A 16,868-nucleotide genomic window follows, 5' to 3' on the forward strand; every position below is an offset into this window, starting at 1 on the left:
AGGTAGATTTTTTAATCTACCAACTTTATTAATAAGCTAATTTAATTTTTTTGTTTTACTAAATTAGATATTTATAAAGAGTGCGTTTATTATATTTATACTTTTATTTTTTAATTAAATTATTCGTTTTTTTATATTTTAATATATTTTTAAACTCCTTTTATTTTGTTTTAGTGATATATAATTTTAATATTTAACAAATAAATTCTAAATTCAAAAAATAATTAAATGTGCAAGTGGAAACTTGTACATTTTTATTTAAAAATGATATAATAGTTATACAAATGCACCGTTAGCTCAGTTGGTAGAGCAGCTGGCTCTTAACCAGCGGGTCACAGGTTCGAGCCCTGTACGGTGTACTATATATTTAAATACCATTACGCGTTGCAATTGCAGCGCTTTTTATTTTGTTAAAAATAAAATAGAATTTATTTATATTAATAAATTAGTTTTATATTAAAATTTATATTATTAAAATACTTTTATATTTATTCAAGATTAATAATTAATTATTAAGGAGGCACAATGATTGCTACACGTATTATACCAATTGGTGGTGTTCAAGAAATAGGTAAGGCAACATTAATTGTTGAGCATGATAAGCATATTTTTATAATAGATGCTGGAATTAAATTTGCTGATACAGCTACAAGCGGAATTAAAGGTATTATTCCCGATTATAAATATTTAGAAGAAAAAAAAGATAATATTGAAGGTTTATTCATTACTCATGGTCACGAAGATCATATAGGTGGTGTTGTTTATTTAGTTAAACAAGTTCACCTTAAGAAAATTTTTGCACCAAGAATTGCGATTCAATATTTAAAACTTAAATTTGAAGAGCATAGAATAACTCATAAAGTTGAATTCATTGAAATGGAGAAAGCTTCTGTTTACGACTTTGGTGATGGATGTAAAGTTGATTTTTGATCAGCTCAGCACTCTATTCCAGACGCTTTTGGTATAAGAGTTACTACTCCAAATGGTTCATTAATGTGTACTGGTGACTTTAGATTTGACTATAACCCTATTGGTAATGCTTATACAGATTTTGCTAGATTAAATGAAATTGGTAAAGAAGGATTAACGGTTTTACTTTCTGATTCTACAAATGCTATGAGACCTTTTCATTCACCAAGTGAAAGTGATATTTTAATTGATATTGAAAAACATATGCGTAACGCAACAAGAAAAACAATTATTACTGCTTTTGCTTCTAACTTAACTAGGGTTAAAGCTATTATTGATTTAGCAATCAAATTAAAGAAAAAAGTAGCTTGTTTTGGTAGATCAATGATTCAAGGTGTTAAAATTGGGCGTAAATTAGGTTATATAAAAGCACCAGCAAATATTTTCGTAGAGAAAAAAGAAATAAATAACGTTCCTGAAAATCAATTAGTTGTTTTAACAACAGGTAGCCAAGGTGAGCAATTAGCAGCTTTATCTAGAATGTCATATGGTAAACATGCTACAGTTAAAATTGAAAAAGGTGATATGGTTATATTTTCTTCTAGTCCGATTCCAGGGAATAGAATGGTTATTGAACTTTTAGTTAATAGATTAAGCAAACTAGGAGCAATAATTAAAGAAAATGGTGTTGATGGGTATCTTCACACTTCTGGACATGCATATAAACATGAACATGATAAAATTTTTCAATTAACAAAACCAAAATATTTTTTACCATATCATGGTGAATATCGTATGAGTATGGTACATGGTGAAAGCGCTGTTAGAAATGGTGTTAAACCTGAAAATGTTATGGTTCCAGAAAATGGTAAAGTTTACAATATGATAAATAATAAAATCGTACCAACTGAAGAAAAAATTGAATATGGTCCAATTTATATAGATGGTATTTCTACTTTAAATGTAAATGGATCTATTATTAAAGAAAGAAATGAACTTAGTTCTAATGGATTTGTAAATATAATTATTACTATAAATAAGACGAATAATTCAATTATTGGAAGACCTAGTTTAATTAGTCGTGGAAGTTTTTATGTAAAAACTAGTTTAAAATTAGTTGAAGAAGCTAAAAGAATTGCTCACGGAGCTGTTTTATACTATATAAAAAATAATGAAAATTGAAATGTAGTAGACTTAAAACAACTAATAATAGATCGTTTAGATTCTCTTTTTTATAAAGAAAAAAGAAGAAGACCAATAATTATTCCAACTATTCTTTTTGAAGAAGAAGAGTATGAAAACGGATTTGAAAATACCAAAGTCCAATTTGAAGTTAAAGAAGATAAAAATAAAAAATCAACTTCTGAAAAACTTCTTAATGATCTTAAAGGTGAAATCTTTGGTGATTCTGAAGAATTGAGAGAAGATTTCCACGATGAAGAAGAAGACGAATAATATTATAAAATAGCATTTTTAGTGCTATTTTATTTTTTAAAAACGCGTTATAATAAAAATATGAAAAAAATAAAAATATTTGAATTCTTTTCGGGAATAGGGTCACAATTAAAAGCTTTAAAGAATATTAGCAAAAAACTTAATATCAATGTTTCTTCAGCTGGTGCTTGCGACTTTTATATTGATGCTATAGTTTCATACATGGCTATAAATTATGGCAAATTAGATCCAGAAAATATATTATCTAAGGAAGACATAATAGCTAAATTATCTAAATATAATCTTTCAAATAATTCAAAGGACATTGTATCGGAAAAATATTTTAATCGTTTAAATGAAGAAAAATTAAGAAATTTATTTTCATACTTATATTCATTTATAAATAACAATTATTTTAAAAATAGATATAAGAAATTAAATGAGAGAGAGAGAGAGCGGATTTGATATTAGAAAATATCATAAATTACCAAAAAATATAGATATTTTAACTTATTCGTTTCCTTGCCAAGATTTAAGCCAACAAGGTAGACAAAAAGGAATTAAAAGTGGAACAAGAAGTGGGTTATTGTTTGAAATAGAAAGAATACTAAACGAAAATAAAGGTAATTTACCTAAAATATTGTTATTAGAAAATGTTAAAGCTCTAGCTTCTAAAAAATTTATTTTAGAATTCAACTCTTGAATAAAAAAACTTGAAGAATTTGGTTATACATCTAGTTGAAAAATTATCAATTCAACAGAGTATGGAAGTGTACAAAACAGAGAAAGAGTTTTCATGGTTTCTGTTTTGGAAAGAAAAAAATTTGATTTTCCTATTGGGTCAAAAAATAATAAAAATGTTAAAGATATATGATTAAAAAATGATAAACACAGTTTTTTAAAATTAAATGATAATAATTATATAAACAAATTTACTATATCTAAAAATAACATTATTAAATCTTTTATAAATAATTGATCTAATTTTAATAGTGAAAATTATATATATTCGCTAGAAGGTAAGGGCCCAACTTTAACAGCTAGTGGTGCTAATTCAAGACTAAAATTTTTAATAAATAATGAAATACAAATTATGAATTCTTGTGAAGCTTATCTATATATGGGATTTAGTAAAAATGATTTTAATGTTGTAAAAGAAACAAATCTTTTAACTGATTCAAAAATTATTTTTACAGCAGGTAATTCAATTTCAATTGAAGTCTTAGAAAAAATATTTGAAAAAATAATAAAGGATTATTTTTAAAATGAAAATAATAAAAATAATATTTAATATTTTTTCTAAGACTAACTCCAAACAAAAATTTTTAGCTGATTTAATATGTTATTTTAATGAAGACGCGCTATTGGTAAAATATAAATTAAATATAAAAGAGGGCACACTTTTTGATTTTTATACTACTCCTTCTTGATTTAAAAATAAAAATACAAATTTTGTATTAAGGGATAAAATTACAAATTTACTGTGACCAGAAAATAAAAATAAAAGGCAAGCACCTAGACCCGATGAAAATTCTAAAATGTTATATAAATTCAACAAAGAAGAACTAGAACTTTTAAATAATTTCTTAAATTCAAATTATGAAGGAACTTTAAAAGGTTTGATTTCATTATTTAAAGGTAATAATCCTTCCGGTTCATACAAAAACCCTAATAATTCTGAGATAAAATCAAATAATGAAAGATTTAAAAATAATTTAATAATGCTATTAGATATTTTAAAAATAAATAAAAAAAATAGTATAGTAGATATAAATAGTGATAAATATGAAATTATTGAATTAAAAGAAGATCAATTCAATTTTTTTCTCAGCAAAACCAAAATATGACAAATAATTTTTAGTTTTATATATGAAATAGAAAATATAAAATCTAAAGATTTAAAAAATCCTGCAGAAAAAAACAAAATTAATTTATTAGAAAAAGAAATGAAAAAAATGAAAAATGATTTTGTCAATTATTCATTAGAAGTTTTAAAAGATATTAGATCTAAAAGAAATATTGCACGTAACATAGTAGATAAGTTATATTTATTTTCAATAGAAAAGTATCTTTCATTTGAAATTGCGCATATATATCCTGTTTCAGAAATTAAAAATGAAATTTATTCTTTTATAGAAAAAAATAAAATAAATAATACTTTAAAAGATATTTTTAAAATGCAAGAATATAAAAAAATACTAAATAAAATTTGTGATAAGAATAATTTACTAAAATTAGAACCTAATTTACATACAGAATATGATAAGTACAAATTTTATTGAGACTCAGAAACAGGTGAAGTCAAATATTTAACGGATGATATTTCAAATGAAGTTAAAAATAAATTGAAAAGTATGAATATTAATCTAAATAAATTTCCTAATATAAAAAATTATTTAAAGAATTATGAAAAATTTCTATTTGAAAAAAAATATTAAAAAATTTAACATTTCTTTCTAAAAATAAAAAACGCTTTTTAAAAAGCGTTATAAATTATTTTTCTTTTTCAACTTGTGAAATAAAATCTGCATTTGTTGTATCTAAATAAGTTTCTAAATCAGAAACCATTTTTTTATAGACTTTTTCGTCAAAATTAGGCATTTGTAAATTTAATTTAACATGTAAATCACCAACTCTAGAGTCTTTATTAGTTTTTATACCTTTATTTTTAAGTGTAATAACTTTTCCATTTTGATAATTTCTTTTTAATTTTAATTCTTCAGGACCATATGGAGTTGGAACTTTAATAGTGTTTTCTCTAATAATATCTAAAAATGAAACAGAAACTTCAATAAATAAATCTAGATTTGAACGTTTATAGAATTTATGTTCATTAACAATAACATTAACGTACATATCCCCGCTAGGACCACCATTGATACCTTTTTTTCCATATCCGTCTAATTTTATTTGTGTTTTATTATCTGCTCCAGCAGGAATATAGAATGCAACATTTTTAAGTTTTTCGTTGTATCCTTCACCATTACATGTTAAACATTTATTTGCTATTTCTTTTCCTTTGCCATTACATAAATCACATGTTGTTAAAACTTCAGTTATACCAAAAGGAGTTCTTTGTCTAACTCGCATTCTACCAGAACCTTGACATTTTGAACAAGTTTTAATATCTTTTTCTAAGGCTCCATGTCCTTTACATGTTTCACATAATTCAAATTTTTTAAGTTTTTCGCTTATTTTTTTGCCTAATATAGCATCTGTAAATGAAATACTTATTTGGCTTAAAATGTCTTCACCTTTCATTTTTTGATTTGCTTGTTTTGATCTGCTTCTTGAGCCGCCACCAAATCCAAAATTACTAAAAATATCACCGAATATATCACCAAAATCCATATTAAAGCTGCCAAAATCAAAACCACTAGCTCCACTAAATCCTCCAGCTTGTGGTCCATCAGCTCCATATCTATCATAGTGTTCTCTTTTTTTAGGGTCACTTAATATGTCATAAGCTTCATTTATTTTTTGCATTTTTTCATCGCTTGAACCATCTTTAACTTTATCTGGGTGATATTGCATAGCTAATTTTCTATAAGCCATTTTTATCTCTTTTTCAGTTGCATTTTTAGATACACCTAATATTGCATAATAATCTTTGTTGTTATCCATAATAAATATATTTTAGCAAAATATATAATAGAGTGCTAATAAATATTAAATATATTCTTATTCTTGTATAATTTTTATATGCCGACATAGCTCAGCAGGTAGAGCACATCCATGGTAAGGATGGGGTCGCAAGTTCAAATCTTGTTGTTGGCACCATATCTTTATTGACCAAATAACTGTTTTTATTAAACAGTTTTTTTATTTTAATTTTTAAAATAATATAATTTAAATAAATAACATTTTGAGGAGTGATATGAAAGAAAATTTTAATGCAATTGATGAAATTGATTACGATCCCATAGAGGCTTATAATAAAAACTTTAAAACAAAACATAAAGAGCTAAGTAAAAAATATATAAATGATATTATTGAACAATCAGGGATTGATGTTTCAACAAATAAAGAAGAATCTAAAAAATATAGAAAATATAGTGAAATTAATGATAAATTAAAGAGAAAAGGATCAATTTTTAAAGGTATTTTAATATCTATTTCAATATTAACTATAGTGGCTTTATTAATTGCTTCTTTCTTATATGTATCATTAAAATGATTTGGTACACCTATTACTTTATTTGTTGTTTTTCCTATTATTTTTATAGCTTCTTTATCGCTGTTTTTAACTTTAATAATTAAAAACAATAAAATAAGAAAAAACAACAAAGAAATTCTTATAAAGCATTATGAAAAAGCTAAAGAGCTAATAGCACCTGTGTTTCCATTAATAAAACATGGTATACGTGAAAAATTATTAACTGAAGCTTGTTCTATAATTAAATTTGATAAGTATTTAAGAGACGAAACGCTTTTTGAATATAAAATCAATTTTGGTTTTGAAGACCCTTATGATTCAAAAAACAGTTCGTGTGTTTTTTTGCAAAGTGGTTATGTTTTAAATAATCCTTTTGTAATTAAGAAGAACTTAACAATGACTATGGGAACTAAAAATTATTATGGATCAATTACAATTAGCTGAACAGAATATTCTACAGACGCAAACGGTACGAGAAGAGCTGTTTTAAGGACTCAAACGTTAACAGCACATGTTACTAAATCTTATCCTTATTACAATACACAAAATGTTTTATATTATTTAAATAACGCTGCCCCAAATTTAAAATTTACTAGAGAATTTAGCCATATAGAAAAATTAAGTGAAAAAGAATATAAAAAGCATATAAATAAAATGAATAAAGTATTCACGAAAATGGATCAGGAGGCAATTAAAGAAGGCAGAACTTTTAAATCAATGAGTGGTAACTTAGAATTTGAATCTATTTTTAATGCAAAAGATAGAAATAATGAATTAGAATATAGATTACTTTTTACTCCTCTAGCTCAAAAAAGTATGAAAAAAGTTTTATTAGATAAGAACAATTATGGTGATGATTTTAGTTTTATTAAATTTAATAAAATTAATGCTTTAATTTCTGAACATTTAAATGAATTCCCATTAGCAACAAATGAAAAGCTCTTTTATGAAACTTATGACGTTGATATTTTAATTGATAACTTTTTAAAATACCAAGAAAATTATTTTAAAAATATTTATCATTCTTTTGCTCCAATATTTGCTATTCCTTTATATTTGAATACACCATATGAAAGAAATATTTATGAAGAGGATAAGCAAATGTTTATGTCAGAATACGATTTAGAATATTACATAAACCTAATCAACCCAAAATTGATTGCTCATGAAAATTCAAAAACACAAAACATAAATAAAATTATTGGTAGATATAAAAACATAGAATCAGGATATGATGAAATTGATGTAATTTCAAGTGGTTTTGATTCTTTTGAAAGAGTTGATTATATTTCAGTAAGAGGAGGAGATGGAAAATTACACTCAGTTCCTGTTACTTGATATGAATATGTCCCAGTAAGTGCAAAATCAAGACTTCATGTAAAAGCTTTAAATAAATACGAATGTGAAAATGACGAAACAAACCAAAATTATGAAAATGATTCAAGTATAATTAATATGAATAAAAATTCAACAATTATTAATTTTATAAGAAAAATGTAATACAAATAAAATATAAGGAGAATTATTATGGCTAATGAATTAGATGAATTAACTGGTCCAGTAAATTCAGAAGGAAAAGACATAAATGTTATTCAAAAACAAATACCTGTTAAAGTTGGAGCAGGATCTTTAATTTTTGAAATATTTTTATGAATTCTTATTATACCTGGATTAATATTTCTATTTGTAAAAATTAAAAGTAGAAACTATTTAAGACAATTACAACAAAAAATAAATCACAACGCCTCAACAGTTGATAACTTTTTAGAACAAAGAGTTCAAATTTTACAAAACGCTGCTTCAATTATGAACAAAGCTATAGAATTTGATAAAAGTGTAATGACTGAAATTGCCGCTTTAAGATCAGGGGCAACTGCAAGCAACGATTTTACAAGAAGTGAAATTAATACCAAATTAAATTCTGCTTTTGACGGAATAAAAGTTCAAATTGAAAGATATCCTGAATTACAAGCTCATGATTCTTTAAAAAGAGCAATGCAAGAAAATTCTTACTTGCAAAAAGAAATTACAGCTGCACGTGAAATTTATAATGACACTGTTTTACAATGAAATCAAGAAATTTTTAACTGACCTTCAAAACAAATAGTGGCTGCAAAGGCAGGCTATACAACAAGAATTCCTTTTTCAGTTTCATTTGAAACAAAAGAAAAAGCAAGAAGTAACTTTTTTGAATAAAACAAAAAATCAGTTTAATTGCTGATTTTTTTATTATGTTTTTCTAAAGCTAATTTTACATTTTTATAAGATAATCTATGTTCTTTGCAAGTTCCGTATTTTTCTATCATCTCCTGATGTAATTTTGTTCCATATCCTTTATGTTTATCAAAAAAGTATTCAGGGTATTTAGAACTAATATCAATCATATATCTATCTCTAGATACTTTAGCTAAAATTGAAGCGCAAGCTACATTAAAGCTAATTGAATCACCTTTTACTAAATTAAGTTGTTTTATAGATGTTTCTGGTATGTTTTCAAAGTCTGTAATTAATATTTCAGGTTTTTTAGAAAGTTTTTCTAAACATAATTTCATACCATTTTTAGAACTTTGTTTAGGATTATTTTCATCTACGTATTGTGCATCTAAAAATACTATAGAATAATCTATTGCATTATTAATAATTTCTTCATATAAAGCATTTCTTGTTTTTTCATTTAACTTTTTAGAATCATTTATTAAATCATTATTATAATCTCTTGGCATTATTACAGAAGCTACAACTAAAGGGCCGGCACAGCATCCTCTCCCAGCTTCATCAAAGCCTGCAACTAAAGTTTTGTCACCAAAATTATTTTTTTCAAAAAGTAACATTTATATCTCCTATATAAAATAAAATGAACTTAAAAGTTCATTCTATTTTTCTTCTAAATTATCTGATTCAACTGCATCTGTTTCTTCAATTTTTATTTCTTCTTTTTCGTTAGAAGAATAATTTTGTTTATCTTGTTCTTGTTTTTCAAATATATCTAATAAAATATTAACTAATTTTTCCTTAGACATTGTTTCATAGCCACTTATGAATAATCCCTTTGCAGCATCAAATAATTTTTCATTTGGTAATTCCATTAATTTATCAAAATTTTCTTTTCTTTTTGCTTCTTTTTCACTTAATTCACTTGAATTATTATTGTTATTTTTTGATTCTTCTTCAAAATTATTGTTATTTTCAGAATATCTATTTATAAAGCTAAATATATTTTGGAAATTAGGGTCATTTTTTAATTCATTTTGAATTCTTATGCTTTCTAAATATTGTTTTACAACAATATAAGATGATTTAACCCACATATATCTTCTAATAAATAATAAATAGAAAACAATAGTTGTAATTGCTGAAATAACTTGAATAGTTATTCTAATAATTGAAATAGCATCTATATTTTCGAATCTTGTGAAAACTAAAGTTATAACAAATATAATGCTATTAATAAAAGTGACTAAATAAGCTATAACTGGTCATCCTGCTAAATTTGAAAAATCTTTTTCTTTTTTACCTTTAGCAATTGAAATTGAAATGTATACAATGGATAATGTAAAAATTACTATAACAAAGCTAGGTAAAGTAAATAAATATAATAATGTTAAACCTTGTTTAAAACCATCATTAACTGATCATTTTGCATAGGGTCCTGAATTTGTTAGTTCTGCTAAACCTAATTTTGAAACATGGGCTATTTGCAAACCAATTGATATTAATTCAAAAAATAATATAAATGCAAAAGAAAATATTGTTGCTATAAAAATAGGTAGAAAGGTTTTTTTGTAATGTGTCCACAAACCTTCATAACTTCTTTCATTAAAAAAACTTTTATCAAACATTGTACTCCTTTTTTAATTGTTTAATAATTCATCAAAATTGTAATCTGCGATTTCAAATTCTTTTGGAATTTCTGCATACACTTTAACTAAATTGTTTGTAAATGGATGTTCAAATTCTAATTTGTATGCATGCAATCTTTGATTAAAATCATCAACAAATTTACCATAAATTGGATCACCGTAAACAGGGTGTTTAATATATGATAGATGCACACGAATTTGATGAGTTCTTCCAGTTTCTAGTTCACATCTTACTAAAGAATAAGGCTTTTTATCAATATAAAATGTTTTTAATAGATGGACAATAGTTATAGAATCTTTACCGTCTCTATGAACTGTCATCGTTTTTCTATCTTGAGTACTTCTTGCTATAGGCAAATTAATTTTAGTAATTTTATTTTCAAGTATACCTTCAACAATAGCAATATAAGAACGCTTAATTTTGTGTTCTTTTAACATATCAGCTAATTTATTATGTGAATCATTGTTTTTAGCAATAATTAATAAACCACTTGTGTCCTTATCAATTCTATGAACTATACCAGGTCTTAATAAACCATTATTATTTGAAAGTTGATTGAAATGATGTAAAAGCCCATTAACTAAAGTGTCATTGTAATGACCAGGTGCAGGATGAACTACTAAGTCACTTGGTTTGTTTAAAACTATTAAATCATTATCTTCATATCTAATATCAAGCGGCATATCTTTTGGCTCAATATCAATTTCCTTTTCTAATAGTTTTAAAATTGTTATAACCATTCCTTCACGAACAATGTAATTAGGTTTTCTTACATATTTTTCATCATCTATATAAACAGCCTCTTGTTCAATAAGAGCTTTAGCATCATTTCTACTAATTTCACTATTGTCGCTGATATATTTATCTATTCTTTCTTTGTATGTAACTTCTATTTTTAACATAATTAAATATTATATATTTAAATTTAAATTATTTATTTAAATATTAGGCTCAAGGAGCAAAAATTATAAATGATGAAATAACATTAATAAATAATATTGCTAATAAAGGAAATTTAAATTTATATAAAATAGCACTTGATATAATACCTGTTGGAACGAATATAAATAAGGCTATTTTTCTAAAACCACTAAAAAATAGTGCTTTTGAATTATTTTCATCTATTTTAAAATAATCATTTATTGATTTGTTAAAAACAAAATAAGGAGCTATTATGCCTATTAATAATTGAATTACTAATGCTGCCATTATTGCACTAATAATTGGGTTCATTATAGCTAAAAGTTTTTTGCCATAAACACTATTTTTACTTTTTTGTGAAAGTTTCATAGCAAAATACATTATTAAAATCGGTACTAATATAAATGAAAGGTATGTTATAAACATAAAAATAAAGCCTCATCATTCTCCATTAGCAACATAATAGCCAGTTACAAATGCTAATTTAGTTGAAAAAACACCTGGAGTTGAGTTACTTAAAGTAAAAATATTAGATATGTCGTTTTCTGAAATATTTGTATTAAATAATGTATTTAAAAGTGACCAAAATTGTCTATAAATAGGCATAAATATTTGACCACCACCGAAAACACTTAAACTAATTACTATCGTTAGTCCTATTGTGAATAAAAGTAATAAAAATAAAGTCATTATTTTTTTACCTCTTTTTCTTTATTTAAGCATTTTTTAGCAAAATAAATTAATGAAAAAATTATAATTACCAAAATCATTATTCCAACAGGCATATTGTATGGAGCAGGAATAAATAAAGTAAATAAAAAAGTTGTTAAAAATAATATAAATCACAAGGATATTTTTATTCCTTTTATACCTTTTTTATAGTAATTTAAAACAAAAATTATTAATGAACCTATAATAGTTATCATAACCCCTACTTCTATTACATATAAATATTTTTTCTCAATATACTGAGAAAAATATATAAGTAAAAAAGCTAATAGAACATGCGGTATAACAGCGAAAATAACTACTATTAGTCCTTTTCAAAAACCTAGCATTTTAAATGAAATATAACTTAAAGCTTCAATAACACTTGGCCCAGGCAACATATTTGTTATTAAAACATTCTCTTCAAATTCCTTTTCAGATAATCATTTGTATTTATCTACACTATACCTTTTTAAAATCGGAAATAACGCATTTCCTCCACCAAATCCTATAAAGGTTGAAAGTATAATAAATCAAAATACTTTTCAAAAACTTACATCTTTTCTTACTCTTATTTCTGACATAATATTTAAATTATAAAAAAAGTTAGTTTAAACTAGCTAATTTTATTAATTTTTTAATTCTATAAAAATTCTAAATAAGTAATAAATTAAATATATACAATCGTAAGCTATTTTAAAACCAAAATAAATACTTAGTTTCATTATTTCTTTATTTGTATTTTTTGTATTCATTTGTTCATTAAAATATCTATTTGCATTTGAAATCATATAAATATCAATTAAAAGTATTAAACTATAAATAAAAACTGATAAAGTGACATAAAACATTTCAAATCATCTTGAAAAGACAAAGAAACCTACTATTGTTGAAATAAGCATTACTATAGCCATAATAATTAGCAATATATAAACAGGCTTAATTTTTATTTTATTGTAATAAGAAAGAAAACCAAAAAGTATGAATAATAACATTGGTATACTTATTGAATAAAGTAAATATTCTACTGTTTTATTAGCTACTGTAAAAAGAATAATTAAGCTAACTACTGCAAAACCTAAGAACATCATTCCAAATGTAACAAAAACTAATTGAACATAGAAATTCATTCTTCAACCAAAAAATAATTCTATAAATAAAGAAATTACCCCTAAAATTCCAAATGTTAGCATTACTGCTATACCAGCTGTTCCTATTGTATCAGTTTTCCAACTTATTGCATAAGTTGTTATAATGCCAGTTAAAAATGCAATAAACATACTATATCCAAATCATATAAATGCACTTGCTAAAAGTTTATTTTTAGAAACCTTTTGTTCTTCAGTATAAGTTTTTGGCTTTCAAAAACTTAATTTTTCATTATTGTTTTGTGTAATCATAATAATTAAATTTTATTACATTATTTTAAAAAATAAAAAAATCACCCTTTAAGGATGATATGGTTGCCCCAGTTAGATTCGAACTAACGCATGACGGAACCAAAACCCGTTGCCTTACCGCTTGGCTATGGGGCAATAAAAAATGGTGGAGGGGGAGGGATTCGAACCCCCGAACCGTTAGGAAGTGGGTTACAGCCACCCGCGTTTGGCCGCTTCGCTACCCCTCCAAACCGAGATATTTTCTTAAATATCACTATTATTATAATTAAAAAAGTTTAAAACAAAAACATTTTTTTATTTTTTAATAAAATTTTTAAAAATATAAAATTTTATATGCTTTATTTTTGTTATTAATCAATATGTTATAATTATTTTAGTTAAGTCTTCCCGGGCTTAGCTTTTTTATTGCCTGTTTATCTCGTTTTATCTTACACAAGAATTGTACTAACTTAAAATTGTTTGGAATTTCTGTTTTAGTTGCTAATCGTTTTATCTTACACAAGAATTGTACTAACTTAAAATGTGACCGTCATAATCATCTATTAAATTAAAGTTTTATCTTACACAAGAATTGTACTAACTTGAAATCAATTTATAAAAAAGGTATAGACTATCTTGGTTTTATCTTACACAAGAATTGTACTAACTTAAAATATGTAAGTTTATTTTGTTTTTGTTCTAATAGTTTTATCTTACACAAGAATTGTACTAACTTAAAATAAGGAAGATGATATTACGAATGTGCAGTTAGTTTTATCTTACACAAGAATTGTACTAACTTAAAATTTGCTCCTGTCCCTTTAATATCAGAAAAAGGTTTTATCTTACACAAGAATTGTACTAACTTAAAATCTAATCAAAATGTAGATCCGGTCACCATTAGTTTTATCTTACACAAGAATTGTACTAACTTAAAATTATGGTATTTGCCGTCAAAGCTTAAATATTGTTTTATCTTACACAAGAATTGTACTAACTTAAAATCTTTATTTAAAAATGGAAAAATAGCAATTTTGTTTTATCTTACACAAGAATTGTACTAACTTAAAATTAGTGTAAATTTTGTATACTTTTAGCTATAGTTTTATCTTACACAAGAATTGTACTAACTTAAAATCGTCGTCTTTACTTCATTTTTGTAAAACTTGTTTTATCTTACACAAGAATTGTACTAACTTAAAATCCTTTTCCTTCATCCTCTAAATTAAAATAAGTTTTATCTTACACAAGAATTGTACTAACTTAAAATGTCCTCTTATAGTTAAATTTGACGACTCACGTTTTATCTTACACAAGAATTGTACTAACTTAAAATTTCTATTAATTGAAGCGTTTATAAGCTCTAAGTTTTATCTTACACAAGAATTGTACTAACTTAAAATTCATTCTCCCAAAACTTTTACTTACTCCTTTGTTTTATCTTACACAAGAATTGTACTAACTTAAAATTTAGATTTTTAGATAAGGTTTCACTTGATTGTTTTATCTTACACAAGAATTGTACTAACTTAAAATGTCATTTACAAGAAAAAAGTTGATTTTAATTCAAAAAATAGCTTTTTATTTGAAATTATGTCTATTTTTTTCATATTTTTTTCAATTTTTATTTCATTTAATATTGATTCAATTTGTTCCAAAAAAGTTATATTAACAAAATTATTTTTTGAGTAAAAACTTAATAATATTATTTCATTTATACTACTTAGATATTTCTGACTATTGTTAGTTAATACAATAAAATTAAATTTATTAATATATTTAAGCATAAATTTTATTGATATTCATTCAACATCATTAATAATAAATGTAAGCTTTTCTTTTGAATCATAATTTTTTAAGTAATTTTCAAAAACTAGTAAATTTAAATAAATATCTTCGTCTAAACTAAAAATATTTTTTATTAATTTATTATTATCCAATGATAATGAAATAATATTTTCATCAAATTTTTTATTAATATTTTTAATAATATTATTTAACTTTTCTATATTAAATATAGATAAATCTTTTGAAAAATAATTTTGAATCGACTTAAAAAGTATGTTTTTGCTAGTAAAATTAAGTAAATCAGAAACCTTAGTTAAATTATCTATTAATAAATAATTTTCACTATTAATATACTCTCCATTTATTTTAATAAAGGATTTATCATTTCCCTTTTCAAATTCAAAGCATTTTTTTAAAAACAAATTTGTGTTTTCTATATCTATAATCCGTATTCCGTTATAGTTTTCATCAATGATTTCATCAAATATTTTTAACATTATATTTCTATAAACCTTTCTCTATTATTGTATTTTTCGTTTAAAGATTTTTCACCATTAAGCAATTCTATATTTTGATATTGCTTTTCAGTTAACATCATTATTCTTACATTTGATTCCCTTGGTATAACACTAATAATTTTTTCTTTCTCTTTTTTATAAAATGTATGTGCTTCTAATCTTTTAGAATATATTGAATATTGAATCATTGTATACCCTAACCTAAATAATTCTTTTCTAAAAGTGTTATATTTTTTAACTTTTTCTTCATTATCCATAGAAATATCATACATAATGATAATTCTCATAAATCTATCCTTTAATTCTTTCAAAATATAATTCCTTTTCAAAATTATTTTTTACTAATATTTCTTCAACAAATAAATCAATATATTTTGAAACTTTTACATTTTCGTTTTTAAAAAATATAAATTCTTCAAAAATATCGAAAATTACTTTTTTATAGTCTTTAAAAGATAATAATTCATTGCTTTTTATATACTTGTATAAATGCAAATCAATTAAACATCTAAAAGGTTCAATTATATCTGTTGCTAATGCAAAATTATTACTATAACTTTTATGAAACAGACCTAAACGAACATCAAAACCTTTATTGCAAAGAGATCTTACTATATAGCTTAATAAAATTGAGTAACCATAATTTAAATATCTATTTATAAAGTTTTCTTCATCGCTTCTTTTAAATTTTTCACCAAATAATAACTTAAAATAAAGTTTTGCTACATGAGCTTCTGCATTAGAAAAATCTAACCCTACAATAGAGTTAGAATAATTGATTATTTTATCTTCATTTTCCTTATTTAATAGTTTTAAAGTTTTTAATATTTTTAAAGAATTAAAAATTTTGGTTTTTACAATTAATTGTCAAGCTTTTGTTTTAAAATCTAAATTTCAAGTTATTTGATTTTGTAAATTTTTAACACTATAATATTTATGATATGGAATAAGCAAAGCATTGGGTAAATGTTTTTCATCACAAATTATAATATTAACTCCATTATCAACTAATTTATTAATTAAAGCAATACTTATAGTTAAATGAGTATTTTCTATTATTAATGTTTCTATATCTTTAGTAGGAATCATAATTTTTACACCATTTTTTGTAAAAATTAAATTATTAAGAAATAAATGTATGTAAGATGTTTCAGTAACGTCAATTATTTTCTTCATATTCCTCTCAGTTTGATT

General features: G+C 23.8%; 16 protein-coding genes, 4 tRNA genes and 1 CRISPR repeat array. Of the genes, 8 read left to right on the top strand and 12 right to left on the bottom strand.

Features of this window, described 5'->3' with window-relative positions; all coding sequences use genetic code 4:
• Positions 1-286: 286 nt before the first annotated feature.
• The 5 genes from EXC47_RS02250 (at position 287) to EXC47_RS02270 (ending at position 4,781) form a co-directional block, all read left to right on the top strand.
• Positions 287-359, top strand: a tRNA-Lys gene (locus EXC47_RS02250).
• Between the two features lie 166 nt (positions 360-525).
• Complete coding sequence (locus tag EXC47_RS02255) at positions 526-2,364, top strand: ribonuclease J (protein ID WP_129646733.1); 1,839 nt, start codon at positions 526-528, stop codon at positions 2,362-2,364.
• A gap of 60 nt (positions 2,365-2,424) precedes the next feature.
• Entirely contained in the window at positions 2,425-2,814 is a 390-nt protein-coding gene (gene dcm_N, locus EXC47_RS02260; protein ID WP_129646735.1) for a DNA (cytosine-5-)-methyltransferase N-terminal subunit, read from the top strand.
• On the top strand, positions 2,783-3,607 hold the full coding sequence (gene dcm / locus EXC47_RS02265) for a DNA (cytosine-5-)-methyltransferase (protein WP_129646737.1): 825 nt from the start codon (positions 2,783-2,785) through the stop codon (positions 3,605-3,607). Before dcm_N ends, dcm begins: the two co-directional genes overlap by 32 nt.
• Position 3,608: 1 nt before the next feature.
• Positions 3,609-4,781 carry an MAG4270 family putative restriction endonuclease gene (locus EXC47_RS02270; protein WP_129646739.1) on the top strand — a complete coding sequence of 391 codons (1,173 nt, stop codon included), beginning with the start codon at positions 3,609-3,611 and terminating at the stop codon, positions 4,779-4,781.
• 55 nt (positions 4,782-4,836) lie between these two features.
• Here EXC47_RS02270 and EXC47_RS02275 read toward each other — a convergent pair whose 3' ends face one another.
• Positions 4,837-5,967: a DnaJ C-terminal domain-containing protein gene (locus EXC47_RS02275; RefSeq protein WP_129646741.1), complete on the bottom strand. Its 1,131-nt coding sequence runs from the start codon at positions 5,965-5,967 to the stop codon at positions 4,837-4,839.
• An 80-nt stretch (positions 5,968-6,047) separates the two neighbouring features.
• Between EXC47_RS02275 and EXC47_RS02280 the strand changes: the two genes are divergently transcribed.
• From EXC47_RS02280 to EXC47_RS02290, 3 genes are all read left to right on the top strand, one after another.
• Positions 6,048-6,123: transfer RNA gene (locus tag EXC47_RS02280), tRNA-Thr, on the top strand.
• Positions 6,124-6,220: 97 nt separating this feature from the next.
• Positions 6,221-7,999: an MAG1210 family protein gene (locus EXC47_RS02285; RefSeq protein WP_129646742.1), complete on the top strand. Its 1,779-nt coding sequence runs from the start codon at positions 6,221-6,223 to the stop codon at positions 7,997-7,999.
• 27 nt (positions 8,000-8,026) lie between these two features.
• A complete protein-coding gene (locus tag EXC47_RS02290) occupies positions 8,027-8,695 on the top strand; it encodes a LemA family protein (RefSeq protein WP_129646744.1) in 669 nt (222 codons plus the stop codon).
• A gap of 14 nt (positions 8,696-8,709) precedes the next feature.
• Here the strand turns inward: EXC47_RS02290 and EXC47_RS02295 are convergent, their stop codons facing one another.
• The 11 genes from EXC47_RS02295 to cas1 all read right to left on the bottom strand — a co-directional run bounded on the left by EXC47_RS02295 (position 8,710) and on the right by cas1 (position 16,850).
• Positions 8,710-9,330 (bottom strand): ribonuclease HII, encoded by a 621-nt coding sequence (locus tag EXC47_RS02295; protein WP_129646746.1) that lies wholly within the window; start codon positions 9,328-9,330, stop codon positions 8,710-8,712.
• A gap of 42 nt (positions 9,331-9,372) precedes the next feature.
• Positions 9,373-10,338, bottom strand: coding sequence for a hypothetical protein (locus EXC47_RS02300; protein WP_129646748.1), 966 nt, complete (start codon positions 10,336-10,338; stop codon positions 9,373-9,375).
• Positions 10,339-10,350: 12 nt separating this feature from the next.
• Positions 10,351-11,262 carry an RluA family pseudouridine synthase gene (locus EXC47_RS02305; RefSeq protein ID WP_129646750.1) on the bottom strand — a complete coding sequence of 304 codons (912 nt, stop codon included), beginning with the start codon at positions 11,260-11,262 and terminating at the stop codon, positions 10,351-10,353.
• Between the two features lie 43 nt (positions 11,263-11,305).
• Positions 11,306-11,971, bottom strand: coding sequence for a chromate transporter (locus EXC47_RS02310; protein ID WP_129646752.1), 666 nt, complete (start codon positions 11,969-11,971; stop codon positions 11,306-11,308).
• The gene (locus EXC47_RS02315) at positions 11,971-12,573 is read right to left on the bottom strand and encodes a chromate transporter (RefSeq protein WP_129646754.1); all 603 of its coding nucleotides are present in this window, start codon (positions 12,571-12,573) and stop codon (positions 11,971-11,973) included. Before EXC47_RS02315 ends, EXC47_RS02310 begins: the two co-directional genes overlap by 1 nt.
• Positions 12,574-12,618: 45 nt before the next feature.
• The gene (locus EXC47_RS02320) at positions 12,619-13,389 is read right to left on the bottom strand and encodes an MAG0110 family membrane protein (protein WP_129646756.1); all 771 of its coding nucleotides are present in this window, start codon (positions 13,387-13,389) and stop codon (positions 12,619-12,621) included.
• A 60-nt stretch (positions 13,390-13,449) separates the two neighbouring features.
• Positions 13,450-13,524 (bottom strand) — tRNA-Gln (locus EXC47_RS02325).
• 8 nt (positions 13,525-13,532) lie between these two features.
• Positions 13,533-13,616 (bottom strand) — tRNA-Tyr (locus tag EXC47_RS02330).
• Between the two features lie 193 nt (positions 13,617-13,809).
• Positions 13,810-14,904: a CRISPR direct-repeat array (repeat unit 36 nt; unit sequence GTTTTATCTTACACAAGAATTGTACTAACTTAAAAT).
• Positions 14,905-14,909: 5 nt separating this feature from the next.
• The gene (locus EXC47_RS02335; protein WP_129646758.1) at positions 14,910-15,653 is read right to left on the bottom strand and encodes a hypothetical protein; all 744 of its coding nucleotides are present in this window, start codon (positions 15,651-15,653) and stop codon (positions 14,910-14,912) included.
• A complete protein-coding gene (cas2, locus tag EXC47_RS02340; RefSeq protein WP_223211705.1) occupies positions 15,653-15,961 on the bottom strand; it encodes a CRISPR-associated endonuclease Cas2 in 309 nt (102 codons plus the stop codon). Before cas2 ends, EXC47_RS02335 begins: the two co-directional genes overlap by 1 nt.
• Positions 15,962-15,965: 4 nt before the next feature.
• Entirely contained in the window at positions 15,966-16,850 is an 885-nt protein-coding gene (gene cas1, locus EXC47_RS02345) for a type II CRISPR-associated endonuclease Cas1 (protein ID WP_129646762.1), read from the bottom strand.
• Between the last annotated feature and the right edge of the window lie 18 nt (positions 16,851-16,868).

This window comes from Mycoplasmopsis maculosa (assembly GCF_900660665.1).
GTDB lineage: Bacteria > Bacillota_I > Bacilli_A > Mycoplasmatales > Metamycoplasmataceae > Mycoplasmopsis > Mycoplasmopsis maculosa.